Here is a 26088-nt window from a genome sequence, read left to right on the forward strand (position 1 = left end):
ACCTGCGCCGGCACAGCGACAAGCGCGCCACCGTAAAGCCCGCGACCGACGCAAGCAGCGCAAGCAGCACAACCCGGCGCCGCGACAAACATCCGGAGCGCCTGAATGCAAAATCCGATTATCGCTACGTGAGGGCGAGCCGCGGCAACGCGGCGTGCGCGTTGGCCGTTGTACAGCGGGCCAGTTGTGGCAACGTCAGCGAACGCATGGCCGCAATCACTGCCGCAATGCGTGGCACTTGGTCGGGCGTGTTGCGCTCCTTGTAGATCCACTGCGGCGCGATATCCGGTGCGTCGGTCTCCACGACCAGTGCATCGAGCGGCAATTGCGCGGCGAGTTGGCGGATGCGCCGAGCACGCTCGAACGTCACATTGCCGCCAAAACCGAGCTTGAAGCCTTGTGCGATATACGCATCGGCCTGTTGAAAGCTGCCATTGAATGCATGCGCGATGCCCCGCACGACGTTGAAGCGTCGCAACTCGGCGATTACCGAGTCTTGCGACTTGCGCACGTGGCAGATCACCGGCAAGTCGAAGTCGCGCGCCATCTTCAACTGTGCCGTATAGATCTCGCGCTGACGCACCGCATCCAACCCCGGCACGAAAAAATCCAAACCAATTTCGCCGACGCCGACAAAACGTGGATCATCCAGGCTGGTGAGGATCTCGCTGCGCAGCACCGCGAGGTCTTCATCCTGCGCGGCCGGCGCATACAGAGGGTGGATACCCAGTGCATAGGCCCCCCCATCCACACGATGGGCCAACTCGCGCACCGCCGAGAAGTTGAAGCGGGCGACCGCTGGAATCACAATGCGCGACACTTGCGCGTCGCGCGCTGCCGACGCCACGGCAGCCCGATCCGCATCGAATTCGGATGCATCCAGATGACAATGGGTATCGATCCACATCGAGGCTCCTCGCTGCCAGTTCGATGCAACGCTGCGCGGCCCGATCCGATCCGATCCGATCCGATCCGATCCGATCCAAACCAAACCAAACCAAACCAAACCAGGCCAGGCCAGGCCAGGCCAGGCCGTCGTTAGGCTATCGTCTTTGCGAGCGCAGCGCGCGCCACCGTTGTTTCATCATGCAGCACGCCGTCCCGCAAACGTAATACCCGGTCGCAGCGCGCGGCCAACTCGATATCGTGCGTGACGATCACGAAGCTCGTCTCGAACGTGCGCGACAACTCCAACATCAACTGGAACACCGTTTCCGCAGTATGGCCATCGAGGTTGCCAGTCGGCTCGTCCGCCAGCACGCACGCGGGCCGCGTCACCAGCGCGCGCGCGATCGCCACGCGCTGCCGTTCACCCCCGGACAGCTCTCCGGGCCGGTGTTTCGCGCGATGCGCGATGCCGACGCGCTCCAGCGTGGCCATCGCCTCGCGACGCGCGCCTTCGACCGGCATCCGGCGGATCCGCAGCGGCATCGCGACGTTGTCCAGCGCAGTAAATTCGGGCAGCAGATGATGAAACTGATAGACGAAACCCAGGGCGCGATTGCGCAAATCGTTGCGCTCACGCTCCGCTAGGTGCGAAAACGGCCGGCCCAATAGCGCGACACGCCCCGCACTGGGCTCGTCGAGCCCGCCCAGCAGATGCAGCAGCGTACTCTTGCCGGAGCCCGACGCGCCGACGATGGCCAGCTTCTCGCCGCGATACACATGCAGTTGCGCGTCGGCCAGCACCGGCACCGGCTGGCCACCCTGCACAAAGGTCTTCGATATGCTGGTCGCGGCCAGCACGATTTGCTGCTCGTTCATTGCTTTACTCATAGCGCAATGCCTCGGCCGGACGCACGCGCGCGCCCCGCCAGCTCGGATACAGTGTCGCGAGCGCAGACAGCACGAACGCAATCGCGCCGATCTTCACCACGTCAGCCGCGACCAAGTCGCTGGGCAGTTCGCTGATGAAGTAGATCGACGGCGGCAGGAATCGGAAGCCCAACACATGCTCGATCAACGGTACTAGCCACGGGATACTGACGGCAAGGGCGCAGCCAAGCACAATGCCAAGGCCGGTGCCCACGAAGCCGATGGTCACGCCCTGAATCACAAAAATCTTCATGATCGAGCGCGGCTGCGCGCCAAGCGTGCGCAGGATCGCGATATCGGCCTGCTTGTCAGTGACCGTCATCACCAGCGAGGAGACGAGGTTGAAGGCGGCGACCGCAATGATCAGCGTCAGGATGATGAACATCATCCGTTTCTCGATCTGTACCGCCGAAAACCATGTCTTGTTCTGCTGCGTCCAGTCGCGGATATAGAGGCCACCGGACAACGATCGCGCGAGTTGTCGCGCGACTTCCGGCGCACGCTGCATGTCCTTGATCCGGAGCCGCACGCCGCTAGGCGCGCTCAACCGGAATAGCGCCTGCGCATCGGCGATCGATACCATCGCCAGCGTGCTGTCGAATTCGTAGTGACCGGACTCGAACACGCCGACGACCGTGAACTGCTTGAGCCGCGGCAACATGCCGGCCGGCGTCATGGTGCCCTCCGGAGCCACCACGGTAACCTTGTCGCCGACGCTCACGCCCATCGCACTTGCCAGGTCAACGCCGAGCACGATGCCGAACGATCCCGGCCGCAGGTCGGTCAGCCGACCAGCCTTCATCTCACCCCCCATGTCGGATACCTGCGGCTCCAGCGCCGGGTCGATGCCGCGCAGCGCGACGCCGTTGACCGCGCTTTGTCGCGTGAGCAGCGCCTGCGCGTCGACGTACGGGGCCGCGCCAATCACCTCCGGATTCTGGCGCGCCTCGTTGGCGGTCAGTTGCCAGCTTGGCATCGAGCCGGTCGGCGAGAAGATCTCGATGTGCGCAAGCACCGACAGCATCCGATCGCGCACTTCCTTCTGGAAGCCGTTCATCACCGACAGCACGACAATCAGCGCCGCGACGCCGAGCGCGATGCCCGACATCGAAATCAGCGAAATAAACGAAATGAACCCGTTGCCAGAAGAACGTTTGCCAGTACGCGTATAGCGCAAGCCAATTTGCCATTCGTAGGGGAGCTTCAAACCAATCCTTTGTATCCACGCTGACCGATCCCGCTGCTGGACACCGCCGCGGGTAACAGCGAAGTTTGCCACATAACAGTGCCCTTCCGCCGCTGCGTGCCGCAATAGGATAAATTTGACCGCCACCTTCTGGCTGCCACGCCTAGGACACGCACGAGCGCCTCGACTCGCGTGTGCTGGATACCGCAATCGCAGGGGGCTCAAGTCACGGAACACGGAACTCAAGCCCATCGTACGCTGCTCCCAATAGAGGCATGGCACCGACTTGCTGGCCACCCCGAGCCGTTATCTTGACAGGCCGCAAGATTTTCAGTTTTTTGATCCTGGTTACCTGCGGTTTTGTACAATGGGATCGTCACAGGACAATTATTCACCCGCCTCCTCAATCTTGAACGAATACCGGTTTCAAACTACCTGGAGCCGCCATATCCCTTTTTTATTCCGCATGAATAGTTCGGCTCGATTGCATTCCGAAGTACTCGAGCGTACATTTTTCTCGCATTCCATTTCGCGACTCAATATCAACAAAGGGTTTCAGATGAGCGGATTTTATTATCCACGACGAGCTACAACTTATATCACCCCAAGCGCTCGCCGCTCGAACTCCATTACCTTAAAACTACCGAATAAAATATATGCACTTAGCATAGCCAGTACATTGATATTTTCTGATGACGCCATCGCATCCTTCCCCAGTTACGAAGAATCACACTTGGAAAGCGTGATGTCGAAACTGCTGGCACCACTTAACTCGTCAATCAAAGCAGTAGAAAAAAATCTACTGCATGCTATGGACGTCGATAATTGCAATATGAACGAAAAGCTGAAGTCCCTGTCTACGCGGCACGACGACGCGGTTTCGAAGCTCAAAAAGCAGCTACTCACACAAAATGAAGCATTGATAGAAAAGATGGATTATATTGGCTCGGCAACGGAAAATCGCATTAAGTCTCAAACAAGAATTTTGGAAAACAAAAATCCAGAATTTTACCAAAAAATAATTCAACACTCGAATGATCAGACAAAATCCATAAAATCCTTATCGCAGGAGATACGGAATACCAAAGCCATTTTAGAGCGGCTATCATTTAATAGCGAATCACTTAACAACAAAGTAGACAATATACCGCTCAAAATCCAGAATCAATTAAATAAGCATTACGAAACAATCAACGATGCTATAGACGACTCCATTGAGATAACAAAAAACCAACTCAAAGATCAAGAGGAAACGCTGGGAAATGGATTGGATAAGTTAGAAAAACGACTAAGAACGACAATAAAAAAAGAAGTGCAAAGGATAAACCAAGGCAATTGGTACGAAGAGGTGAAAGACAAGGTGGCTGCAGAGTCACCCGCCACGGTATCGCTGCAAACAGAGGTAGCCAAGGCGAACGAAAGTGGATACCCGAAACTCATGCTGTCGAGCGACAAAATGCGTCCGGAGCCTGAGCTGACGAACGCGGGCAGCCCACTGGCGCTTACGCTGCTAGACGAGGGTGGGCATCGCGCAGCGGCACAGGGAAGCAAAGGCGTCTATTCCGACCCTACGCTGGCGAACCAAAGCGGGCCCTCCAGACCTACACTGCCGAACCGAGCCAAACTCTCCGAACTTGCGCTGGTGGAGCCAGGCGGGCCCTCCCAACCTGCGCTGCCGAACCGAGCCAAGCCCTCTGAACCTGTGCCGGTGGACCAAAGCGAGCCTTCCGAACCTGCGCTGCCGAACCGAGCTAAGCGCTCCGAACCTGCGCTGGTGGACCCAGGCGGGCCCTCCCAACCTGCGCTGCTGGACCGAGCCAAACTCTCTGAACCTGTGCCGGTGAACCAAGGCGAGCCTTCCGAACCTGCGCTGCCGAACCGAGCCAAGCGCTCCGAACTTGCGCTGGTGGACCAAGGTGGCCCCCCTGAACCTGCGCCGATGGACAAAAGCGAGCTTATCGAACCAATGCCCGCCGGCGACGTCAGCGCCGCTCGGCATCCGCTCCTGGATAGCGGCGGCCATCCCAAGCCGATGCTCGCGGACGAAGTCGCGTCGGATCGCCACGACATTTCTTCCTGCAATCGGCCCGGCGAGTGCGGGGGCGGATCTGCGCGTGAGCGGCTGCGCGAACTCATCGGGGCTGACCTGCCTTCGCTTGTAGCCGAAAAACTGCATATTCACGTCGACGAGACCCGAGTCTCAGTCGGCGAGCCCGGCCATGAACGCAGAATTACCGACGTCGCACGCGGCACGCAGCCCACCGACGCAGTGAACAAAGCGCAAATGGATGAGGCGGTGGCACAGGTGGACCGCAACGCATCGGCGGGCACCGCGGCAGCAATGGCAGTAGCGGGGCTGCCACAGCCAACCTTGCCCGGCAAGAGTTTGATGACGTTCGCCGGTGCGACTTACCGCGGCCAGTACGGTGTGGCGCTTGGCATATCGCACGTGACGCCGAATAACCGCTGGGTGTTGAAATTTGCCGCCAACGCAAACGGCCGTGGCTACGTTGGAATGGTCGCGGCAGGCGGTTTTCAATGGTGAAGATGTGGCACAAAGCGTGCGCTCGCGCGACAGAGATGACGCGCGAGGGGCAAACGAGATCGATATGACCGGGTGGATTGCCCTACAATGCGCTCCATCATGCATGTCGCACACTCCGTTTCCCGCCTCCACCTACTGCTGCCCTTTGCGTTGCCCACCGCGGCCAGCGCACAGCCGGCGCTGCAGGACCTAGATAAGCCGGCGCTGGACAGGTTGCTCGAACGCGCGACGCTCGTCGAACGCGTGATCGGGGACGATTTCCAGCGCACCTTGCCACACGAGCGATGGGTCGCCCGCTGTTTCGGCGTCGGCCATGCCGCTGCACCTACTGCGTCGCGCCAGCAGGCAGACGATGCCGCATCGAGCGAGCGCGCAGTCCAGTCGGCTGCCGCGACCGACGACGAGACCCCGCTTGCCCCGTACATGCTGCTTGCGGACGGCGGCGAACCGCGCGATGCCGTCTGGGCATGCGTCGAGCCCGTCCATGTACAGGTCGCGCACGATCATCTGGTGCTAATCGATCCCGCGACGCTGCAGCTTTCGACGGATGACGCGGCCGCGCTACTTGCCGTCGCACGGCCCCTTATCGAGGCGCTCGGCGTAGAGGTGGCTGCCCCAACGCCGCTGCGCTGGTACTTGTCGAGCGAGCAACTCGGCTCGTTAGCCAGCGCGGCGCCCCTGCGCGCCGCCGGCCGCAGCATCGAGATCTGGCTGCCGCACGAGGCCCATACCGGCCGCCGGCCACGCACGTGGATGAAGCTGCAGAACGAGGTCCAGATGGCCTGGTTCGAGCATCCAGTCAACCAGGCTCGGGAAGCACGCGGGTTGCCCGCCGCCAATTCGATCTGGCTTCACGCACAAGGGCGCATGACGCCGGTGTCGCGGCCCTTCAAGCGCGTGCTATCGCAGGCAGCGGCCACGCGTGGGCTCGCGCTCGCGTCCGGCGCGGCGTTGGCGATACCACCTGCCACTTTCGACATGCTGCGGCAGCAAACCGGCGGTCAGACCGCGGCCCGCGCCACGGGTCGCGGCACAGCCGGTGTGACGTTGGTCGAGCTCGATCAACTGAGCGCGCCATTCGTGCAGCAGGACTGGCCGCGCTTTCGCGCCGCATTCGCGGCGCTGGAGCGCGACTGGTTCGCGCCGGCGCTCGCGGCGTTGCAACGCCGCGAACTCGCGGAACTCGCGTTGACGCTGTGCAGCGACACCGGCACGACGACGCTCATCGTGCGCCCCATCGACATGAAAAAATTTTGGCGACGCCGGTCATTTGCGTCGCTGTTGCCGTGAGCCCGCCCCCATGACCCGAATCGTCACCCGAACCTGCCCGCCCGCCGACGCGCATGCCCTTGCACAGCATGGTATCCATCCGGTGCTCGCTCGGCTGTATGCGTCGCGCGGCATCGGTACGCCCGCCGAGGCGGAAACCGCGCTGGCGCGACTACTGCCGCCAGCGCAGCTTTCAGGCGCCAGCGCCGCAGCCGCGCTGCTGGCCGATGCGATTGCCGCGCGACGGCAGATCCTAGTGGTGGCCGACTATGATTGCGATGGCGCGACCGCATGCGCGGTGGCCGTGCGCGGCCTACGCCTGTTCGGCGCGCACGTCGACTACCTGGTGCCAAACCGATTCGAATACGGCTACGGACTGACGCCGGAGATCGTCGAGCTGGCCGCCCGCCGCCCTGGCGCACGCCCCGACCTGCTGATCACTGTCGACAATGGGATCGCCAGCGTAGACGGCGTGGCGGCCGCCAACGCGCTCGGCATCGACGTGCTGATTACCGATCACCACCTGCCCGGCGACACGCTGCCCGCGGCACGTGCGATCGTCAACCCAAACCAACCGGGCTGCGCGTTCCCGAGCAAGCACCTGGCCGGCGTCGGCGTGATGTTCTACGTGCTACTGGCACTGCGCGCGCTATTGCGCGAGCGCGGCGCCTTCGATGGCCGTCCCGAGCCGCGGCTGGACGGTCTGCTCGACCTGGTCGCGCTGGGCACGGTGGCCGACGTCGTGCGGCTGGACGCGAACAACCGCGTGCTGGTTGCGCAGGGCCTTCAGCGCATCCGCACCGGCAAGATGCAACCGGGCGTGGCCGCGCTTTTCCGGGCGGCCGCGCGCGATGCGCGCAACGCATCCGCATTCGACCTGGGGTTTGCGTTGGGGCCGCGACTGAATGCGGCAGGTCGGCTCTCCGACATGTCGCTTGGCATCGAATGCCTGGTCACCGACGATGCACAGCGCGCCGATGCGCTGGCGCAGCAACTCGATGCAATGAACCGCGAACGGCGTGAAATCGAGGCAGGGATGCAGGAACAGGCGCTGGCCGAACTCGCACTGCTCGATCCGCGCGACGCGGCCACGATCACGCTGTTCAACCCGGCGTGGCACCAGGGGGTGATCGGCATCGTCGCCGGCCGGCTCAAGGAGCGCTTCCACCGGCCGGCAATCACGTTCGCACCGGCCGACGAGTCGGGCGAGCGCGTGAAAGGCTCGGGACGCTCGATTCCGGGATTTCATTTGCGCGACGCGCTGGACTTGATCTCCAAGCGGGAGCCCGGACTGATCGAGCGCTTTGGCGGCCACGCGATGGCCGCCGGCCTCACGCTGCGCACCAGCGACGTGCCGCGCTTCACGGCGGCATTCGAGGCGCTGGCACGCGAATGGCTGAACGAGGACGCGCTCGCGCGACAGATCGAGACCGACGGCGAGCTGGAGGACGCATATCACACACCATCGTTCGTCGAGCTGATCGACAACGCGGTATGGGGCCAGGGCTTCCCGGCGCCGGTTTTTTCAGGGGAGTTCGACGTGCTGTCTCAGTCACTCGTCAAGGAGCGGCACCTGAAGCTGCAGCTTGCCCGCGGGCGCCTGCGCTTTGCGGCCATCTGGTTCAACCACATCGACACGCTTCCGGCACGGGCGCTGTTCGCCTACCGGCTCGTGCGCGACACTTGGAACGGTGTGTCGCGTGTGCAGCTGGTCGTCGAGCATGCGGCTTCCTGATGTCGATCCGCTATAATTTACCCTTTTTGCAAGGCCCCGATCGACATGGAAGCAGAACGTCTGAACGCGATCGAAGCGACCCTCGCCGACCTGCGCAAGCGCGCGGGAGAGCTACGGGGGTATCTTTGACTTCGATGCGAAACAAGCCCGCCTAACGCAAGTCAACACGGCGCTCGAAGATCCGAACGTGTGGAGCGACTCGAAGCAGGCGCAGGCGCTCGGTCGCGAGAAGAAGCTGCTCGACGCGGTCGTGCAGATGCTCTCGGCACTGAACGGCGACCTGACAGACACGCAGGAGCTGTTCGAGCTGGCCAGCGAGGAGCAGGACGATGACACGCTGCTCGCCTGCGAGCGCGACGTGCAGGCCCTGGAGCGCCGCGTGGCCGACATCGAGTTCCGCCGAATGTTCAACAATCCGGCCGATCCGAACAACTGCTTCGTCGACATCCAGGCCGGCGCCGGTGGCACCGAAGCACAGGACTGGGCGTCGATGCTGTTGCGCCAATATCTGCGCTACTGCGAGCGCAAGGGCTTCAAGGCCGAAGTGCTCGAGCAATCCGATGGTGAAGTGGCAGGCATCAAGAATGCCACGATCAAGGTCGAAGGCGAGTATGCCTATGGCTACCTGCGCACCGAGACCGGCATCCACCGCCTGGTGCGCAAGTCGCCGTTTGATTCGTCTGGCGGCCGCCATACGTCGTTCTCGTCGGTGTTCGTGTATCCGGAAGTGGATGAATCGATCGACATCGACGTCAACCCGGCCGACCTGCGCATTGACACGTTTCGCGCATCCGGGGCCGGCGGCCAGCACATCAACAAGACCGACTCGGCGGTACGCATCACGCATTTGCCGTCAGGCATCGTCGTGCAGTGCCAAAACGACCGCTCGCAGCATCGAAACCGCGCCGAGGCGATGGCGATGCTCAAATCGCGGCTGTACGAGGCGGAGATGCGCAAACGCCAGGCCGAGCAGGACAAGCTCGAATCGAGCAAGACCGACGTGGGCTGGGGCCACCAGATCCGCTCCTACGTGCTCGACCAGAGCCGCGTGAAGGACTTGCGCACCAACGTCGAAATCAGCAACACGCGTGCGGTGCTCGACGGGGACCTTGACGATTTCATCAGCGCGAGCCTGAAGCAAGGCGTATAACCGCGGGCGCAACTGACCATGACCGAAAAGAATTTCAATGCCGCGCAAGCCGGCATCGACAGCGGCGACAACGCGATCATCGCAGAGCGCCGCGACAAGCTGCGGGCGCTGCGCGAGCAAGGTATCGCGTATCCGAACGACTTCCGCCCAGAACACAGCGCGGCGGATCTGCACGCTCGCTTCGCCGACACCGACAAGAACGCCCTTGAGGCGCTCGCGCTCAACGTATCGATTGCCGGCCGGATGATGCTCAAGCGCATCATGGGCAAGGCGAGCTTCGCGACCGTGCAGGACGGCACCGGTCAGATCCAGTTCTTCATCACGCCAGCTGACGTCGGTGCCGATACCTACGATGCATTCAAAAAATGGGACCTGGGCGACATCATCGCGGCGCACGGCGTGCTGTTCCGGACCAACAAGGGCGAGCTGTCGGTGCGCTGCACCGGGCTGCGGCTGCTGTCCAAGGCCATCCGGCCGCTGCCGGACAAGTTTCATGGGTTATCCGACCAGGAAACACGCTACCGGCAGCGCTACGTGGACCTGATCGTCACGCCCGAAGCACGCCAGACGTTCCAGGCACGCACGCGCACGATCGCGTCGATCCGTCATTTCATGACGAACGCGGACTTCATGGAAGTCGAAACGCCGATGCTGCACCCGATCCCGGGCGGCGCGGCGGCCAAGCCGTTCATCACGCACCACAATGCGCTGGACATGCAGATGTTCCTGCGCATCGCGCCGGAGCTGTACCTGAAGCGGCTGATCGTCGGCGGATTGAACCGCGTATTCGAAATCAACCGGAATTTCCGCAACGAAGGAGTCTCGCCGCGGCACAATCCGGAATTCACGATGATGGAGTTCTACGCCGCGTACACCGACTACCGCTGGCTGATGGACTTCACTGAGCAGTTGATCCGACAAGCGGCGCTGGACGCGCGAGGTACGACGGCGGTCCACTATCAGGGACGCGAACTGGACTTGGGCAAGCCTTTTCACCGCTTGACGATCACCGGTGCGATCCAAAAGTATGCGCCGCAATATAGCGACGCACAGCTTGCTGACCGCGACTGGCTGCGTGCGGAATTGCACCGGCTCGGCGTCGATACCCACGCTGCGCCGTTGCGCAACGCCGGCGTGGGAGCCCTGCAGCTTGCCCTATTCGAGGAAACCGCTGAAGCGCAGTTGTGGGAGCCGACCTATATCGTCGACTATCCGGTGGAAGTGTCGCCGCTCGCGCGGGCGTCGGACACGGTCCCCGGCATTACCGAGCGCTTCGAGTTGTTCATTACCGGCCGCGAGATCGCAAACGGCTTCTCGGAACTGAACGATCCGGAGGACCAGGCGGCACGTTTTCGCCAGCAGGTCGCGCAGAAAGATGCCGGCGACGAGGAAGCGATGTACTACGACGCTGACTACATCCGCGCGCTCGAATACGGCATGCCGCCAACCGGTGGATGCGGTATCGGCATCGACCGGCTCGTGATGCTGCTGACCGACAGCCCGAGCATCCGCGACGTGATCCTGTTCCCGCACCTGCGGCGCGAGGATTGACGCGACAATACGCGCGTACAGTCGGCCGCGAGCAGGTCCGTGCGCCAACGTCGCCCTGCGGGCCGGCAAGTTGCCGGCCCTAATTATTTGTAACGAACAGTAAAGCGGCGCGGGTGCGGCGGCTGGTACGCCGCAATTGGTTACAACTTGAAACCGACAACGGACGGGGCATCGCGCAGACTAGGCGTATTCGGAAAGCGCCCCCTTCGTGGAGGTCAACAAAATGGAAAGCCCACGCAAGCTCCATCCGCTGGTCGCGGCCGCCGCGGTCGGGGTCATCATTGCCAGCCTGGCCACGACCGCGGCCGTCACCGGGTTGCTGCCTAACGCATCCAGCAGCAGTGCGCGGAACGATGCCGCGCCGATCACCCAAGCCGCGCAGCCGCCGGCCCTGCATTCCGCCGCACCGGCGGCTGCCGTGCAGTCGAGCGCTACGTCGCCCCAGGCGCTCTCGCCCGCACAGCAATCGGCACCGCCCGCCCCACCCGCCGCGTCGTATGCGCCACGTGCACAGCAATCGGGCAGTGCAGCCCTGCCCGCGCCGCCCGCCGACTACGCGCAACATGGCACTGGGTCCGGTGCCGAACCGTCATATGCACCGCCCCGTGTGGCAGCCTGCGCATCATGCGGCACCGTGGAGTCGGTCGTTCCTGTCCGGCGCGAAGGCCATAGCACAGGGCTCGGCGCGCTCGGCGGCGCAGTGGCAGGCGGCGTGATCGGCAACCAGTTCGGCGGCGGCGGTGGACGTACCGCGATGACGTTGCTCGGCGCGCTCGGTGGCGGACTGGCCGGCAACTCGGTCGAGAAACATGTGCGCAGCGAAACGGACTATCGGGTCCACGTACGGATGCAAAACGGCAAGCTGCGCAACTTCACGTACCGGCAGCCCCCCTCCTTCCAGGCCGGTGAGCGCGTACGAATCGAAAACGGCACGCTCAGGCACGCCGGTTGACAGGTCGTGGACTAGGCACCGGCAACCCAGGTTGGGAACACCCGTGACGCAGGCTGGAGGCACCGGCGACGCAGATCGGGGACACCGGCGATGCAGATTGGGGGCGCCGGCGGCACGGATCGGAAGAGTCCATGAAGTTTAGTAGTCAGCGTCCTCGATCCACGCGGCCTGGATCGCCTCGAGAATCTTTTCACTCGAGCGCTCCGGGTCGTCGTCAAAGCCGTCCAGTTCCGTCACCCATCGATGCAGGTCGGTGAAACGCACGTATTGAGGATCAACGTCAGGATAGGCATCGGTCAGTGCCATCGCGATGTCGTTTATGTCGGTCCATTTCATCGCCGCCGCCCTCCTTGGACTCAATGATTTTCCTTCGCATGATTGATCGAGTATTTCGGAATCTCGATCACCAGATCCGCATTTTGCGGCACCTTGGCCTGACACGACAACCGGGAAGTCGGCTCCAGGCCCCAGGCCTTGTCTAGCAAATCGTCCTCATCCTCCTCGGACGGCGCCAGCGCATCGAACCCTTCGCGCACGATCACGTGGCACGTGGTACACGCGCACGACTTCTCGCACGCATGCTCGATCTCGATGCCAGCATCCAGCAACGCATCGCAGACGCTCTTGCCAGGCTCGGCTTCAAGCACCGCCCCCTCGGGACACAACTCGACATGGGGCAAAACAACAATTTGAGACATGGGAGAACAGTCCTGTAAAGCGGCAGTAGCGGCAACGGTCAGCCGATTTCGTCAAGCTTGCGGCCGGCGAGCGCGCCACGAATACTCTTGTCCATGCGCCGCGCGGCGAACTCGTCGGTCGCGGCCGATAGGGCTTTTGTCGCCTCGTCGATGCGGTCCGCGTCGTCACCGTCGATCACGGCGCGCAGCGCGTTCAATTTGGCATCGACGTCGGCACGCTCGGCGGCGTCGAGCAATTCCCCATCGGCCGCCAGCGCCGCGTCGGTGGCGTCCGCCAGGCGCCGCGCGTCGATTTGTGCCTCGCGCAACGCCCTCGCCCGCATGTCGCGCTCCGCGCTGCTGAAACTATCCTCGAGCATTCGCGCAATATCGTCGTCACCCAGCCCATACGACGGCTTGACGACCACCGCCGCCTCCGTGCCCGACTGCATTTCGCGGGCGGACACGGACAACAGCCCGTCCGCATCGACCTGAAACGTGACGCGGATCCGAGCGGCGCCGGCGGTCATCGGCGCAATGTCGCGCAACTCGAAACGCGCGAGCGAGCGACAGTCGGACACCAATTCACGCTCGCCCTGCACCACGTGAATGGCCATCGCGCTCTGGCCGTCCTTGAACGTCGTGAATTCCTGCGCCCGTGCCACAGGAATCGTCGAGTTCCGCGGAATAATCTTCTCCACCAGCCCGCCCATCGTCTCTAACCCGAGCGACAGCGGTATCACGTCGAGCAGCAACCAGTCGTCGCCCTCGCGCCGGTTGCCGGCCAGCACGTCGGCCTGGATCGCGGCGCCCAGTGCAACGACCTGGTCTGGATCCAAGTCGGTCAACGGTGCCTTGCCGAAATACTGCTCGACAGCCCGACGCACACCACGCATACGCGTGGAGCCACCTACCAGCACGATGCCGTCGAAATCCTGCGGCATTGCTTTCGCATCGCGCAACGCCTTGCGCGTGAGTGCCAGCGTACGTTCGACCAGCGGCTGGGTCAGCGTCGCGAATTCGGCTTCCGTGAGCGTCAGCACGACGCGCCGACCACAGGATAACGTGACGTCGAGCACGGCCTCGTCCTGAACCGACAGCGTTTCCTTAGCGACACGCACCGCATCCAGCAGCGCCCGCACGTCCTGCGGCGGCAGCGTGCCGAGCCCCGCGCGATTCAGCACATGCCGATACAGCACCTGGTCGAAGTCATCGCCCCCCAGCGCCGAATCGCCCCCCGTGGACAGTACCTCGAACACGCCACGCGTGAGCTTGAGCACCGACAAGTCAAATGTGCCGCCACCCAAGTCGTACACCGCGTATAGCCCTTGTGCACCGCTGTCCAGCCCATAGGCGATCGCCGCGGCGGTCGGCTCGTTCAACAAGCGCAACACGTTCAAGCCGGCGAGCTGTGCGGCATCTTTCGTGGCCTGCCGCTGCGCGTCGTCAAAATAGGCGGGAACCGTGATGACGGCACCGACTATGTCGTCACCGAGCGTATCCTCGGCGCGCTGCCGCAATGTCGCGAGGATCTCCGCAGAGACCTCGACCGGGCTGCGCACGCCATCCACGGTTTGCAGCTGGACCATGCCGGGCGCGTCAACGAAGGCGTAAGGTGCGTTGTCCAGGTACTGCATGTCGGCCTTGCCGCGTCCCATGAAGCGCTTGACCGAGACAATCGTGTTACGCGGATCCAACGCTGCGTCTTCCTTCGCCGGATAACCGATCTTGCGCCCACCGCCAGGCAGGTAGCGGACGACGGATGGCAGCAACGCCCGCCCTTCGTCGTCAGGCAACACCTCCGGAAGGCTGTTGCGCACCGCGGCTACCAGCGAGTGGGTCGTCCCAAGATCGATGCCGATGGCAATTCGGCGCTGGTGCGGCGCCGGTGCCATGCCGGGTTCGGAGATTTGCAGTAAAGCCATCTTTATCCATGTGGAATACGATGCCGAGCGCATGACGCCCGCGCGTCGCATCGGGCGGCAAGCTTCATGCCGCCTCTAGTTTGTCGATCCGTGCGTCGATTTCGTGCGCGACCCGTTCGATGAACATCAACTGGCGCACCGCTTCGGCCGCCGGCTGGTCTGCGCCGGAATCGAGCCATTCGCCGAGCCGCGTGAGCCGTGCCGATTCCTCGTCCCGCAACTCGTGCAGCAGCGCCTGCAGCGCCTGGACATTGCGCGCCGCAGCCGCATCCTCGGTCCGCTCGCGCCATTCCATTTGCTGCATCAGGAATGCCGGTTCCATCGCGGTATTGTTTTCCGCGCCAACGTCGATGCCACGCAGGTGCAACAGATAGGTCGCGCGTCGCAGCGGTGACTTTAGTGTCCGGTACGCCTCGTTCGCGCGCGTCGCCCATTGCATCGCGATGCGCTTTTGCGCGTCGCCGGCTGAAGCGAAACGGTCCGGATGCACCTGCGCCTGTACGGCGCGATAGGCATTATCGAGCGCGCGCGCGTCCAACCCGAAACGCTCGGGCAACTGGAACAATTCAAAGTGATTCTGGGTTAGCGAACGCATGGTCGGGAATCACAACTAGTGCCCCACTGTATGGTGGCACCGAGGGAATACGCCAAGGGCGCCAAAAACAACATGCGACGAATCAGACGCGGAACGACTCGCCGCACCCGCATTCGTCCTTCACATTCGGGTTGTTAAACCGAAATCCCTCGTTCAGCCCTTCACGAGCGAAATCCAGTTCTGTGCCGTCGATGTACGCCAGGCTCTTCGGATCAACAATGACCTTGATCCCGTGGCTCTCAAACACCATGTCGCCACCGTCCAGTTCATCGACGTATTCGAGCTTGTACGCCAGGCCCGAGCAGCCGGTCGTGCGCACGCCAAGCCGCAGCCCGATGCCCTTGCCACGGCGCGTCAGGTACTTCTGCACATGCTGTGCCGCTTTTTCCGTCAAAGTGATCGCCATCTTCGTTCACCGGTTTGGCCGGCCGTCATTGATCGGTTCGCCCATTGCCGCGCTTGACCGGCCGAACCGGCCGGTCAAGCGGCTCCCCGCGACGGTCAAGCCGCCGCTTCGCCCGCCTGGACAGCAGGTTCGCCGGCTACCGCCACACGTCGCTTCTTGTAGTCAGCCACTGCCGCCTTGATCGCGTCTTCCGCCAGGATCGAGCAGTGGATCTTCACCGGCGGCAGCGCCAACTCCTCGGCGATCTGGGAGTTCTTGATCGAGAGCGCCTGGTCCAGCGTCTTGCCCTTGACCCATTCCGTCACCAGCGAACTGGACGCGATCGCGGAGCCGCAGCCATAGGTCTTGAACTTCGCGTCCTCGATGACTCCATCCGCGCCGACCCGGATTTGCAGCTTCATCACGTCGCCGCACGCTGGCGCGCCGACCATGCCAGTACCAACCGCGTCGTCGTCCTTCGCGAACGATCCGACATTGCGCGGGTTTTCGTAGTGGTCTAAAACCTTGTCGCTATAAGCCATTGCCGTACTCCTTGCTGTATTCGTAGGGGTTCAAGCCATCGCGCTCAATGCGCGGCCCATTGGATCGACGACAGGTCGATCCCTTCCTGATGCATTTCCCACAGCGGCGAAAGCTCGCGCAGCTTCGCGATCTTGTTGTTCAACAACGCGATCACGTAGTCCACTTCCTGCTCGGTCGTAAAGCGCCCCACCGTGAAGCGGATCGAGCTATGCGCCAATTCGTCGTTACGGCCCAGCGCGCGCAGCACGTACGACGGCTCCAGCGACGCGGACGTGCAGGCGGAGCCAGACGATACCGCGACATCCTTGACCGCCATGATTAAAGACTCGCCCTCGACGAAGTTAAAGCTCACGTTCAAGTTGTGCGGCACACGCGCATGCATGTCGCCGTTCACGTACACCTCGTCAATCCGCAGCAGGCCGTCGAGCAAGCGGTCGCGCAGCATCCGCACCCGCTCGTTCTCAGTGGCCATTTCCTCGCGGGCCAGTCGGAACGCCTCGCCCATGCCCACGATTTGATGGGCGGCGAGCGTGCCCGAGCGCATGCCCCGCTCATGGCCACCGCCGTGCATCTGCGCCTCGATCCGCACACGCGGTTTGCGCCGCACATACAGCGCACCGATCCCCTTCGGCCCATAAGTCTTGTGCGCGGAAAACGACATCAGGTCGACCTTTAGCTTCTGCAGGTCGATTTCGACCTTGCCGGTCGCCTGGGCGGCATCAACGTGGAACACAATTCCTTTTTGACGGCAGATCTCGCCGATGGCTGCGATATCCTGGATCACGCCGATCTCGTTGTTCACATGCATCACCGACACGAGAATCGTGTCCGGCCGCAACGCCGCACTGAATGCCTCCAGGTCGAGTAGGCCATTGTCGCGCACGTCCAGGTATGTCACCTCGAAGCCTTGCCGCTCCAATTCGCGCGTGGCGTCGAGCACGGCCTTGTGCTCGGTCTTCACCGTGACAATGTGTTTGCCCTTGCTGCGATAAAAATTCGCCGCGCCCTTCAGCGCCAGGTTGTCCGACTCGGTCGCGCCCGACGTCCAAATGATCTCGCGCGGATCGGCATTGACCAGCGCGGCCACCTGCTCGCGCGCCTGCTCGACCGCGCGCTCGGCTTCCCAGCCATACGCATGGCTGCGCGAGGCCGGGTTGCCGAATTGCTCGCGCAGATACGGGATCATCTTATCCACCACGCGCGGGTCAACAGGCGTCGTCGCGCTGTAGTCCATGTAGATGGGCAAGTGGAACGGGGGATTTTTCATGTGGGGCTCCGCAAGTCTGTGTCTGCTGCCAATACGTGTGTCACGTCGTCGCCTGCTCAGGACTGGGCGATGTTGAATACGGAATTCGGTCCTTTTGGCCCAACGCGGACCGTGTCCGGCGCGACCGGCTCGCCTCGCCGGTCGAGCCGCACCGGCGCTGTACTCTCGCGCAAGCGCTGTTGGTCGACCAAGTCTTGCAGCGACACGGAATCGAGATACTCGACCATCTTCTGGTTCAGCGTCGACCACAATTCATGCGTCATGCAATGGCCGCCTGGCTGCTTGGTGCCTTCGCACGTGCCCTTGCCACCGCACTGCGTCGCGTCCAGCGGCTCGTCAACAGCGATAATGATGTCGGCTACGGTCACCTCGTCGGCGCGGCGCGCAAGATTGTAGCCGCCGCCCGGTCCGCGCACCGACTCGACGATTTCGTGCCGGCGCAACTTGCCAAACAGCTGCTCCAAATAGGACAGCGAGATCCGCTGCCGCTGGCTAATGCCCGCGAGCGTCACGGGGCCCTTTTCTTGGCGCAACGCCAAGTCGATCATCGCGGTAACGGCGAAGCGACCTTTTGTAGTGAGTCTCATGGTGTGGGGCACCCGTAATTCTCGACAATTTCTGTCAAGTATAAATATCCTAGCGTTTTAGTCAAGTACCCCTACCGCGGACAGGGCCAGAACAGCGCGCCGCCCTATGCAGCAACGCGCACCGTCGTCGGCCCGCGCGCTGCGTGCCGCCTAGATCGCGTAGCGATGCCGCAACTGCGCGAGCAAGCCGTCGCAGGCGTCCTCGACTTCGTCAAGCACGCGCTCGAAGCCCTCGTGGCCACCGAAATAAGGATCGCCGACTACGTCGGTATCGTGGCGGCGCGCGAACTCCATCAGCAGACGGATCTTATGCCCATGCTCGGACGGGCAACGGCGCCGCAGCTCGGCGGCGTTGTCGTGGTCCATCGCGAGCAGCAGATCGAACCGCGCAAAATCGCTGGCGATGACCTGCCGGGCGCGCAACGCATCCAACGCGTAACCCCGCGACATCGCGGCACGGCACGCCCGGGGGTCGGGCGCGGCACCCACATGCCAGTCGCCAGTGCCGGCAGAGTCCAAGCGGATCGTGTCGGCCAGCCCAGCCTCGTGCACCTTGGCGCGCATCACCGCTTCGGCGGTGGGGGAACGGCAGATGTTGCCAAGGCAGACGAAAAGCAGCGCGATGGTTTTCATGGATTTGAATGTTCGGAGCGCCGCAATTCTACGCTGGAATCCATGCTCGTGCTGGATGCTTGTGCTGATAGGCACGATTGCCGCGTCGCGCCCGGGCCGCCCGGCACGCCTGGGCATGGGCTCACCATCGATGAGCCGATATGATACGGCACGCGCCAACTTCGCATTGAACCGCTCTTGGCTGAGCGGACCGAGCCAGCGCAACGCGCAGCCCCGCACGGAAGAGCCCGCAAGGCGGATACGCACACTGGCCCTGAGCAGGCGCCACGGGGGCGTGCGCGATGCGTGAGTTGAGCAGTTCAGTCGTGCAGATCGGCCAGCGGATGCACGTCGGCGCGCCACGGCGAGCGCAGCATCGCAGCGACACGCTCTTCGCAGACCTCGGCCAGCGTGACCGGCGCCCAGCGCGGCCGCTTGTCCTTGTCAATCAGGTGCGCCCGCACCCCTTCGCAAAAGTCGCCGTCGTCAATCGCCTGTGTGGCGATTGCCAGTTCCATCCGCAGGCATTCAGCCAGCGTCATGTGGCGTCCCCGCAGCAACGCCTGCCGCGTTACGTTGAGCATGGTGGGGGAATAGGCGGTCAGCGCATCAAGGGTCGCGCCGAGCCATGCGCGCTCGGCCTCGCAGGGACCAGCCGACAGATGGCCGCGCAGCGACGCAACGATCTGCTCAACCGAGTGGCGAGGATTGAAATGACGCACGGCTAGCGCACGCCAATCGTCCACGGTACTGCATACCTGTCCCGGCTCGGGATCCGGGCCGCCGAACACCTGCTTTAGCGCCCGATCGATGTCCGTGGTGTCCGCCTCACACAGTCGCACGTCGAAATCGCGCAACGCATCGGCGTCAACCAGTCGATCGGCCAATCCAAGCCGCTGCGCATCGGCCCCGCTGAGCGTCACGCCGGTCAATCCAACATACAATTCCAACTCTACCGGCATCACGGCCAAAAACCGCGTGGCCCCCACGTCCGGCACGAAACCGATTCGCGTTTCCGGCATCGCGATCCGGCTACGTTGGGTGGCGATCCGCAGCGAGGCACCCTGCGCCAACCCCATTCCGCCGCCCATCGTAATGCCGTCCATCAGCGCCACCACGGGCTTGGGGAAATGATGCAGCGCGAAATCGAGCCGATATTCGTCAATGAAGAATGCTTGCCACGCGCGCTCGCCGGCGATCGCCAGCCGGTACAGCGCCCGCACATCGCCGCCCGCACAAAAGCCCTTGTCACCGGCACCGCGCAGCACTAGCGCCAAAATCCGGTTATCCGCCCGGCATTGCTCGACCCATTGTGCCAGCGTGCGCACCATCGAATGCGACAGTGCGTTCAGCGCATCGGGACGATTCAGCGTCACGACCGCCACCCGGTTGATCACCTGATAACTCAAATGCTCGGCTGTCACCGGTGCTGCGCCTGCTACCTGGGCGTCACCCATGGTTCTGGCGCGCCTGGTAAAGCTCACGGAATGTGCGACCGACCGGCACCGGCATGTCACGCGTGTCGGTCCAGCCGCCGCCGAACGGCAGCTTCGAAATCCGGCGCCCAGACCCGCCTAGGCGCTCCAGTATGCGCACGCCGGCTCGGGTCAATAACGCGTACAACGCCGGGCGCATCGCGACAAAGCCCCACACGGTGAGCGACGCGCGCTCGGTCCATGGCCGCAGCCGGCGCTCGACTTGCTTCTCGCGCAGCACCTTCTCGGCGAGTTCGCGGGCGATGCGCCGCTCCCCCGAGTTGTACGCCGGTTGGCCGCAGCAGGTTTGAGCGGCCGGGACGTGGACATCAAACCCGGCATGCTCCAGCAGCTTGATGACGGAGAACCCGATTTCCGGCCGCATTAGATCGACCAGACAAGTGACAAACAAGCCGACGCGCATTCGTTCCCCTGCATGTGTCATCCCGGCCCCCCATTCCGCTGCAAAATGCCCCGATTATGCGCGCATCGCGTCCAAACCGCATCTGCACGCGCCGCTCGGAGCAGGCTATCAGCGGATTCGCGCGAAACGCTAAGCGGCCCCTAAAAGACCCGTCTCCTCCTGTTCGCACCTTTCATAATACGAGATACAATCAGGCTTCTACTGCAGCATAGCGGTACCCATGATGAGTGACCTGAACGCAGAAGCCAAAACCTCGATCCAGGTAATCGACCGGATGATGCGACTGCTCGACGCACTCGCCGCGCATAGCGATCCTGTCAGCCTTAAGGACCTCGCGCAATGCACCGCGCTTCATCCGTCGACTGCCCATCGGATCCTGAACGACATGGTAACGTGCCGGCTCGTCGATCGTTCGGATCCCGGCACGTACCGCCTAGGCATGCGCCTGCTCGAGTTGGGCAATCTGGTGAAAGCCCGGTTGTCGGTGCGCGACGCCGCGCTCGGCCCGATGCGCGAACTGCACCGGCTCACGGGTCAAACGGTGAACCTATCTGTTAGGCAAAGCGACGAAATCGTCTATATCGAGCGCGCCTATTCGGAGCGCTCCGGCATGCAGGTGGTCCGCGCGATCGGCGGCCGCGCGCCACTGCACCTGACGTCCGTCGGCAAGCTATTCTTGGCTGCGGACGAAGCATCGCGCGTGCGCGCCTACGCGACGCGCACCGGGCTGGCCGGCCATACGCAGAACAGCATCACGGATCTAGCAAAACTGGAGCGCGAACTGGCACACGTGCGCCAGCAAGCGTGCGCACGTGACAATGAGGAACTGGAACTGGGCGTGCGATGTATCGCAGCTGGCATCTATGACGACAGCTCGAAACTGGTGGCGGGCCTGTCACTGTCCGCGCCGGCGGACCGCTTGCAAGACGCATGGATCGCCCAACTCACCCATACCGCGTTGGAAATTTCACAGGCGCTCGGGTACCAACCACCGGCAAGCGCCACCACGGCCGCCGCCGCGTGAAATAAACGATCCCGCCGTCCGCCCAGTATCACCAGCGGACGATGGACCCGCAAACACACGCCGGCCCGGCCAGCGCCAGGGCGCGGATTGGCCGCACACTAGCACACGGGTGCGGTTCAGGTGCCGGCGCCGTTGGTCTGTGCGCTCGTCACGCGTTGCACTCCGCCATTGCCCATCCAATTGCGCAACCGTTGCGCATCGGCAAAACGAGAATACTTGCCGAACGAGTCCAGCAACACCATGATCACGGGCCGGCCATGAATCGTCGCCTGCATGACCAGGCATTCGCCGGCCTCGTTGATGAAGCCGGTTTTTTGCAACCCGATGTCCCACGAAGCGTTGCGCACCAGTGCATTCGTACTGTTATAGGCGAGCGTGCGCTTGCCGGTGAATACATCGTAGCTGCGGTCAGTCGAGAACTGGCGGATCAGCGGATACTGATACGCCGCATTGACCATTTTCACGAGGTCACGCGCGCTGGACACGTTCTGCGACGTCAGGCCGGTCGCGTTCTGGAAATGGGTTTGCGCCATGCCCAATTCGGCGGCCTTGCGGTTCATCGCCGCGATGAACCCGGGCCGGCCGCCGGGATAGTAGCGCGACAGCGCCGCGGCGGCGCGATTCTCCGAGGCCATCAGCGCAATGTGCAACATATCCTCACGCGACAATGTCGAGCCGATCGACAACCGGGAACCGGTGCCCTTCTCGTAGTCGCGGTCCTCGTCGGTCACCGTCAGCCTTTCATTGAGTGGCGCCTTCGAATCCAGCACAACCATCGCAGTCATCAGCTTCGTGATCGACGCGATCGGCACAACTGACGCCGAGTTCTTGTCGTACAGTACCTCGCCGGTGTGCTGATCGACCATGAAGCCCACCGTCGAGCGCAACGCCACGCTGCCGTCGGACCGCAACGTGAACGCGCCTAGCGCGGGCCTAGGTTGGTACGCGACCCGGCGCACCGCCGCATGGTGCGCGCGACCCTCTAGGCGCGCCGACACGCGCCGTTTCGACGGCCGCGCGGCAGCCTGACGCACCACCTTGCTCGAGCGCACAGCGCAAACCCGCTGAGCCTTGGACACGCGCTTCGCGGCCCACACCTTGCCACCTTTGCCGGCGGCAGCATGGCTCGCGCGCGACGCGCGCGCATCCTTCGCGGCGGTGGCGACATACGCGTTGGCCGGCGCGACCAGCGCGGCCATCAGTACGGCTGAGCCGGCGAGGGACAACGCCGCGCTGAAGGCAGCAACACGGATGCCTTTCAGCGAAGAAAACAGGGAGCTTTTCATTCGTGTTATGACCGAATTTTCCGAAAGTGTAGCCAAGCCTGGAATGATGAACGACGTTAGGCACTTATTGCCAATACTTAATCCAATATCTGTAAAACGTTCAGGAAAGACAATCGAGCCTCACAGTGTAATTGAGATCAGTAATCAGGCGCGCGCGGCGATTCGCTCCACCGTCGCTGAACGGTGTCTACCGCAGTGTGCCGAGACGCTGCGTTGAACCTGCCGCACCGGCTACAGCGCCCGTCGTCTTGCGTCGCTAAACGCTTGTTTATTAAGTTAAAGCCTAATTTGTGCAATGCACAAATTAGGCTTGACACGCGCAAAAACGCTCCTACAATGTGCATCATGCTGCATTGCACAATCGCGCAGCAGTCTTCCCCACTAGCGGCCCCGTCAGGGTCGGATCAGGAGCGCAAGCATGAATCTGTTGACCCCGGAGCAAATCGCTGTCGCCCAGAAGGCGAATCTGGAAACATGGTTTGGTCTGACGAACAAAGCGTTCGAAGGCATCGAAAAGTTCGTTGAACTGAACCTGCAAGCGGCAAAGTCGACACTGGCCGAATCACAGGAAAACGCGCACCGCGCGCTGTCGGTGAAGGATGCGCAGGAGCTGTTGTCGTTGCAAGCCAGCCTGGCGCAGCCTGGTGCGGAAAAGGTCTTGTCGTACGGCCGTCAACTGTACGAAATCACATCGGCCACACAAGCCGAATTCGTTCGCGTTGCCCAAGCGCAGTACGACGAGCAAAGCCGCAAGGTGCAGGCGTTGGTCGACAACGTCGCGAAGAACGCACCGGCTGGCTCAGAAACCGCCGTCTCGGTGTGGAAGTCGGCGATCACCGCCGCAAACACGACGTACGAAACGGTACAAAAGGCCACGAAGCAAGCGGTTGAGATCGCCGAAAGCAACTTCAACGCCGCCGCCACCGCCGCGTCGAAGGCTGCTCAGCAAGCGGCCGCACAGGCATCGCACGCCGCAAAGAAGTAACGGCTACCGGCTCGGTGTCATGGAGCCGGCAGCGCCCAAGGCAACGGTGCGGTGCATGAACCCATGCCAGCGCAAGCCTGCATGGGACGATGGTATCGATTCCACGTCGCGCTGGCGCCCTGCGTCGCGCACTTTCGCCGGTGCCCCGGCAAAGCGCGACTCAGCGTCTCACGAAATGCGCCGTTGAATGTGCCGGCACCTCGACGAGGCATAGCGAAGGCACACTGAACACGCCTCCACGGCCTTACACGCGTTCACCGCGAACCGGCAACGGCTCGCGCTACTTCTTGCGCTGCGGCGGCAGATCGGTGCAGACACCCTCGTACAGTTCCGCGGCCATCCCAACCGATTCGCCGAGCGTCGGGTGTGGATGGATTGTCTTGCCGATATCCGTCGCGTCCGCACCCATTTCCACGGCCAGGCAAATCTCGCTGATTAGATCGCCCGCATTGAGCCCAACGATACCGCCGCCGATCACGCGATGGGTCTGCTCATCGAACAGCAACTTTGTGAAGCCCTCATCCCGGCCGTTCGCAATCGCACGCCCGGAGGCGGCCCACGGAAACACGGCCTTGCCATACTGGACGCCCTCGGCCTTCAGTTGCGCCTCTGTCTTACCGGCCCATGCGACCTCAGGGTCGGTGTACGCCACCGAAGGAATCTGCAGCGCATCGAAGTAGGATTTTTCGCCGGCGGCGGCCTGCGCAGCCACATGCCCTTCGTGGACCGCCTTGTGCGCGAGCATCGGCTGACCCACGATATCGCCGATCGCATAGATGTGCGGCACGTTGGTACGCATCTGCTTGTCGACGTCAATGAAACCACGCTCGGTCACCGCAACGCCAGCACGCTCAGCGCCAATGCGCTTGCCGTTTGGACTGCGCCCGACTGCGACGAGCACTAAGTCGTAGCGCTGCGGACCCGTTGGCGCATGCTCGCCTTCGAAACTCACATAGATGCCGTCCGGCTTAGCCTCGGCAGCCGTGGTCCGGGTCTTCAGCATCACGTTTGCGAAGCGCTTCGCGTTAAACTTCTCCCATACTTTGACGAGGTCTCGATCCGCGCCCTGCATCAAACCATCGAGCATCTCGACCACGTCGATGCTCGCGCCGAGCGTCGAATACACCGTGGCCATTTCGAGCCCGATGATTCCGCCGCCAATCACCAGCATCCGCTGCGGGATTTGCGGCAACTCCAACGCGCCGGTGGAGTCGATGACGCGTGCGTCGTCAGGCAGGAACGGCAGTTTCACGGCTTGCGAGCCGGCCGCGATGATTGCCTGCTTGAACCGCACGATCTGCTTGCCGCCATCGGCCTGCACCTCGAGATGATAAGGGTCGACGAACGCCCCGACGCCGGACACCACCTGCACCTTGCGCGCCTTGGCCATACCGGCAAGCCCGGTGGTGAGCTTACGCACCACGCCGCTCTTGAACTCACGCAGCTTGCCTAAATCGATCTGCGGCTTGCCGAGCGTGATTCCATGCGCTGCCAGCGCCGCCGCCTCGTCCACGATAGCGGCGGTGTGCAGCAACGCCTTTGACGGAATGCATCCGACATTCAGGCACACACCGCCCAGTGTCGGGTAGCGCTCGACGAGTACGGTTTTCAGGCCGAGATCGGCGGCGCGAAACGCAGCCGAATATCCGCCCGGGCCGGCACCAAGCACCAGCATGTCACATTCGATGTCGACGCTGCCGCGATAGGCCGCAGCCGGCGCCCCGGAGGCGGGCGACTGTCCCGACGTCGGCGCCGAGGCGGGGGCCGAGACGAACGCAACCGGCGGTCGCGCCGCGAGGTAACCGTCGTCGGCACCCGCCTGGGCAGCAACCTCCAAGATCGCGATCACGGTGCCTTTGGACACGCTGTCGCCGAGCTTGATCTTGACTTCCTTCACGGTGCCAGCGTAGTCGCTCGGTATCTCTATCGACGCCTTGTCGGTTTCCAGCGTCAACAACGACTGCTCCTTGTCGATCGTATCGCCAGGCTGGATCAATACTTCGATCACGATGGCATCATTGGAATCGCCGATGTCGGGCACTTTCACTTCAACGAGACTCATCCACGTCCCCTTCTTGTTCGCGCAACGGGTTGATATCG

The 26088-nt window shown here is 62.8% G+C and carries 24 protein-coding genes and 1 pseudogene; 8 read left to right on the plus strand and 17 right to left on the minus strand.

The window, feature by feature from the left end; all coding sequences use genetic code 11:
* Window positions 1-124 precede the first annotated feature (124 nt).
* The 3 genes from KPG66_RS08540 to KPG66_RS08550 form a co-directional block, all read right to left on the minus strand.
* The gene (locus KPG66_RS08540; RefSeq protein WP_237070641.1) at window positions 125-907 is read right to left on the minus strand and encodes a TatD family hydrolase; all 783 of its coding nucleotides are present in this window, start codon (window positions 905-907) and stop codon (window positions 125-127) included.
* Between the two features lie 131 nt (window positions 908-1038).
* Window positions 1039-1764: an ABC transporter ATP-binding protein gene (locus KPG66_RS08545; RefSeq protein WP_232509283.1), complete on the minus strand. Its 726-nt coding sequence runs from the start codon at window positions 1762-1764 to the stop codon at window positions 1039-1041.
* Window positions 1765-1768: 4 nt separating this feature from the next.
* Window positions 1769-3022, minus strand: a complete 1254-nt coding sequence (locus KPG66_RS08550; protein ID WP_237070642.1) for a lipoprotein-releasing ABC transporter permease subunit — start codon at window positions 3020-3022, stop codon at window positions 1769-1771.
* 265 nt (window positions 3023-3287) lie between these two features.
* Here KPG66_RS08550 and KPG66_RS08555 point away from each other — a divergent pair, with 265 nt between their 5' ends.
* From KPG66_RS08555 to KPG66_RS08580, 6 genes are all read left to right on the plus strand, one after another.
* Window positions 3288-5546 carry a YadA family autotransporter adhesin gene (locus KPG66_RS08555; protein WP_237070643.1) on the plus strand — a complete coding sequence of 753 codons (2259 nt, stop codon included), beginning with the start codon at window positions 3288-3290 and terminating at the stop codon, window positions 5544-5546.
* Window positions 5547-5633: 87 nt separating this feature from the next.
* A complete protein-coding gene (locus tag KPG66_RS08560) occupies window positions 5634-6836 on the plus strand; it encodes a regulator (RefSeq protein WP_237070644.1) in 1203 nt (400 codons plus the stop codon).
* 10 nt (window positions 6837-6846) lie between these two features.
* Window positions 6847-8550 carry a single-stranded-DNA-specific exonuclease RecJ gene (gene recJ, locus KPG66_RS08565; protein WP_237070645.1) on the plus strand — a complete coding sequence of 568 codons (1704 nt, stop codon included), beginning with the start codon at window positions 6847-6849 and terminating at the stop codon, window positions 8548-8550.
* Window positions 8551-8595: 45 nt separating this feature from the next.
* Window positions 8596-9700 (plus strand): peptide chain release factor 2 gene (prfB, locus tag KPG66_RS08570; RefSeq protein WP_173362423.1). Its coding sequence is split into 2 segments (ribosomal slippage): window positions 8596-8667 and window positions 8669-9700, totalling 1104 coding nucleotides; the frame shifts between segments, so codons are not numbered across the junction.
* Between the two features lie 18 nt (window positions 9701-9718).
* Window positions 9719-11251, plus strand: a complete 1533-nt coding sequence (gene lysS, locus KPG66_RS08575; RefSeq protein WP_237070646.1) for a lysine--tRNA ligase — start codon at window positions 9719-9721, stop codon at window positions 11249-11251.
* Window positions 11252-11474: 223 nt separating this feature from the next.
* Window positions 11475-12203 (plus strand): glycine zipper 2TM domain-containing protein, encoded by a 729-nt coding sequence (locus KPG66_RS08580; RefSeq protein WP_237070647.1) that lies wholly within the window; start codon window positions 11475-11477, stop codon window positions 12201-12203.
* Window positions 12204-12341: 138 nt separating this feature from the next.
* Here KPG66_RS08580 and iscX read toward each other — a convergent pair whose 3' ends face one another.
* The 12 genes and pseudogenes from iscX to KPG66_RS17940 form a co-directional block, all read right to left on the minus strand.
* Complete coding sequence (iscX, locus tag KPG66_RS08585) at window positions 12342-12539, minus strand: Fe-S cluster assembly protein IscX (RefSeq protein ID WP_041753682.1); 198 nt, start codon at window positions 12537-12539, stop codon at window positions 12342-12344.
* 20 nt (window positions 12540-12559) lie between these two features.
* Entirely contained in the window at window positions 12560-12901 is a 342-nt protein-coding gene (fdx, locus tag KPG66_RS08590) for an ISC system 2Fe-2S type ferredoxin (RefSeq protein ID WP_013435717.1), read from the minus strand.
* A gap of 38 nt (window positions 12902-12939) precedes the next feature.
* Window positions 12940-14805, minus strand: coding sequence for a Fe-S protein assembly chaperone HscA (hscA, locus tag KPG66_RS08595; protein WP_237070648.1), 1866 nt, complete (start codon window positions 14803-14805; stop codon window positions 12940-12942).
* Window positions 14806-14869: 64 nt separating this feature from the next.
* Window positions 14870-15400, minus strand: coding sequence for a Fe-S protein assembly co-chaperone HscB (gene hscB / locus KPG66_RS08600; protein ID WP_237070649.1), 531 nt, complete (start codon window positions 15398-15400; stop codon window positions 14870-14872).
* Window positions 15401-15482: 82 nt separating this feature from the next.
* Window positions 15483-15806, minus strand: coding sequence for an iron-sulfur cluster assembly protein IscA (gene iscA / locus KPG66_RS08605; RefSeq protein ID WP_013435720.1), 324 nt, complete (start codon window positions 15804-15806; stop codon window positions 15483-15485).
* A 95-nt stretch (window positions 15807-15901) separates the two neighbouring features.
* Complete coding sequence (gene iscU / locus KPG66_RS08610; RefSeq protein WP_013435721.1) at window positions 15902-16327, minus strand: Fe-S cluster assembly scaffold IscU; 426 nt, start codon at window positions 16325-16327, stop codon at window positions 15902-15904.
* Window positions 16328-16371: 44 nt separating this feature from the next.
* Window positions 16372-17595 carry an IscS subfamily cysteine desulfurase gene (locus tag KPG66_RS08615; RefSeq protein WP_237070650.1) on the minus strand — a complete coding sequence of 408 codons (1224 nt, stop codon included), beginning with the start codon at window positions 17593-17595 and terminating at the stop codon, window positions 16372-16374.
* A gap of 56 nt (window positions 17596-17651) precedes the next feature.
* On the minus strand, window positions 17652-18182 hold the full coding sequence (iscR, locus tag KPG66_RS08620; protein ID WP_237070651.1) for a Fe-S cluster assembly transcriptional regulator IscR: 531 nt from the start codon (window positions 18180-18182) through the stop codon (window positions 17652-17654).
* 150 nt (window positions 18183-18332) lie between these two features.
* Window positions 18333-18815: a low molecular weight protein-tyrosine-phosphatase gene (locus KPG66_RS08625; protein ID WP_237070652.1), complete on the minus strand. Its 483-nt coding sequence runs from the start codon at window positions 18813-18815 to the stop codon at window positions 18333-18335.
* Window positions 18816-19114: 299 nt separating this feature from the next.
* Window positions 19115-20251, minus strand: coding sequence for an enoyl-CoA hydratase/isomerase family protein (locus tag KPG66_RS08630; protein ID WP_237070653.1), 1137 nt, complete (start codon window positions 20249-20251; stop codon window positions 19115-19117).
* Window positions 20244-20510, minus strand: coding sequence for a lactate utilisation protein LutB domain-containing protein (locus KPG66_RS17935; protein WP_422393334.1), 267 nt, complete (start codon window positions 20508-20510; stop codon window positions 20244-20246). Before KPG66_RS17935 ends, KPG66_RS08630 begins: the two co-directional genes overlap by 8 nt.
* A pseudogene (locus KPG66_RS17940) lies at window positions 20499-20693 on the minus strand (heterodisulfide reductase-related iron-sulfur binding cluster); the annotation flags it as partial. The pseudogene KPG66_RS17940 and the gene KPG66_RS17935, both read right to left, overlap by 12 nt.
* Before the next feature lie 223 nt (window positions 20694-20916).
* On the opposite strand from KPG66_RS17940, the gene KPG66_RS08645 reads away from it, so the two are divergent.
* Window positions 20917-21717, plus strand: a complete 801-nt coding sequence (locus KPG66_RS08645) for an IclR family transcriptional regulator (protein ID WP_237070654.1) — start codon at window positions 20917-20919, stop codon at window positions 21715-21717.
* Between the two features lie 116 nt (window positions 21718-21833).
* Here KPG66_RS08645 and pbpG read toward each other — a convergent pair whose 3' ends face one another.
* Window positions 21834-23003 (minus strand): D-alanyl-D-alanine endopeptidase, encoded by a 1170-nt coding sequence (pbpG, locus tag KPG66_RS08650; RefSeq protein ID WP_237070655.1) that lies wholly within the window; start codon window positions 23001-23003, stop codon window positions 21834-21836.
* Window positions 23004-23421: 418 nt separating this feature from the next.
* Here pbpG and KPG66_RS08655 point away from each other — a divergent pair, with 418 nt between their 5' ends.
* A complete protein-coding gene (locus KPG66_RS08655; protein ID WP_237070656.1) occupies window positions 23422-23988 on the plus strand; it encodes a phasin family protein in 567 nt (188 codons plus the stop codon).
* Window positions 23989-24268: 280 nt separating this feature from the next.
* Here KPG66_RS08655 and lpdA read toward each other — a convergent pair whose 3' ends face one another.
* Window positions 24269-26050 (minus strand): dihydrolipoyl dehydrogenase, encoded by a 1782-nt coding sequence (gene lpdA / locus KPG66_RS08660; protein ID WP_237070657.1) that lies wholly within the window; start codon window positions 26048-26050, stop codon window positions 24269-24271.
* Between the last annotated feature and the right edge of the window lie 38 nt (window positions 26051-26088).

The organism is Mycetohabitans sp. B2 (assembly GCF_021733735.1).
GTDB lineage: Bacteria > Pseudomonadota > Gammaproteobacteria > Burkholderiales > Burkholderiaceae > Mycetohabitans > Mycetohabitans rhizoxinica.

Excerpts from the sequence above, each read along its gene's own strand:
- KPG66_RS08540 (WP_237070641.1), bottom strand. The coding sequence starts at position 907 with ATGTGGATCGATACCCATTGTCATCTGGATGCATCCGAATTCGATGCG.
- KPG66_RS08545 (WP_232509283.1), bottom strand. The coding sequence starts at position 1,764 with ATGAACGAGCAGCAAATCGTGCTGGCCGCGACCAGCATATCGAAGACC.
- KPG66_RS08560 (WP_237070644.1), top strand. The coding sequence starts at position 5,634 with ATGCGCTCCATCATGCATGTCGCACACTCCGTTTCCCGCCTCCACCTA.
- recJ (WP_237070645.1), top strand. The coding sequence starts at position 6,847 with ATGACCCGAATCGTCACCCGAACCTGCCCGCCCGCCGACGCGCATGCC.
- lysS (WP_237070646.1), top strand. The coding sequence starts at position 9,719 with ATGACCGAAAAGAATTTCAATGCCGCGCAAGCCGGCATCGACAGCGGC.
- KPG66_RS08580 (WP_237070647.1), top strand. The coding sequence starts at position 11,475 with ATGGAAAGCCCACGCAAGCTCCATCCGCTGGTCGCGGCCGCCGCGGTC.
- iscX (WP_041753682.1), bottom strand. The coding sequence starts at position 12,539 with ATGAAATGGACCGACATAAACGACATCGCGATGGCACTGACCGATGCC.
- fdx (WP_013435717.1), bottom strand. The coding sequence starts at position 12,901 with ATGTCTCAAATTGTTGTTTTGCCCCATGTCGAGTTGTGTCCCGAGGGG.
- hscA (WP_237070648.1), bottom strand. The coding sequence starts at position 14,805 with ATGGCTTTACTGCAAATCTCCGAACCCGGCATGGCACCGGCGCCGCAC.
- hscB (WP_237070649.1), bottom strand. The coding sequence starts at position 15,400 with ATGCGTTCGCTAACCCAGAATCACTTTGAATTGTTCCAGTTGCCCGAG.
- iscA (WP_013435720.1), bottom strand. The coding sequence starts at position 15,806 with ATGGCGATCACTTTGACGGAAAAAGCGGCACAGCATGTGCAGAAGTAC.
- iscU (WP_013435721.1), bottom strand. The coding sequence starts at position 16,327 with ATGGCTTATAGCGACAAGGTTTTAGACCACTACGAAAACCCGCGCAAT.
- KPG66_RS08615 (WP_237070650.1), bottom strand. The coding sequence starts at position 17,595 with ATGAAAAATCCCCCGTTCCACTTGCCCATCTACATGGACTACAGCGCG.
- iscR (WP_237070651.1), bottom strand. The coding sequence starts at position 18,182 with ATGAGACTCACTACAAAAGGTCGCTTCGCCGTTACCGCGATGATCGAC.
- KPG66_RS08625 (WP_237070652.1), bottom strand. The coding sequence starts at position 18,815 with ATGAAAACCATCGCGCTGCTTTTCGTCTGCCTTGGCAACATCTGCCGT.
- KPG66_RS08630 (WP_237070653.1), bottom strand. The coding sequence starts at position 20,251 with ATGGGTGACGCCCAGGTAGCAGGCGCAGCACCGGTGACAGCCGAGCAT.
- KPG66_RS08645 (WP_237070654.1), top strand. The coding sequence starts at position 20,917 with ATGAGTGACCTGAACGCAGAAGCCAAAACCTCGATCCAGGTAATCGAC.
- pbpG (WP_237070655.1), bottom strand. The coding sequence starts at position 23,003 with ATGAAAAGCTCCCTGTTTTCTTCGCTGAAAGGCATCCGTGTTGCTGCC.
- KPG66_RS08655 (WP_237070656.1), top strand. The coding sequence starts at position 23,422 with ATGAATCTGTTGACCCCGGAGCAAATCGCTGTCGCCCAGAAGGCGAAT.
- lpdA (WP_237070657.1), bottom strand. The coding sequence starts at position 26,050 with ATGAGTCTCGTTGAAGTGAAAGTGCCCGACATCGGCGATTCCAATGAT.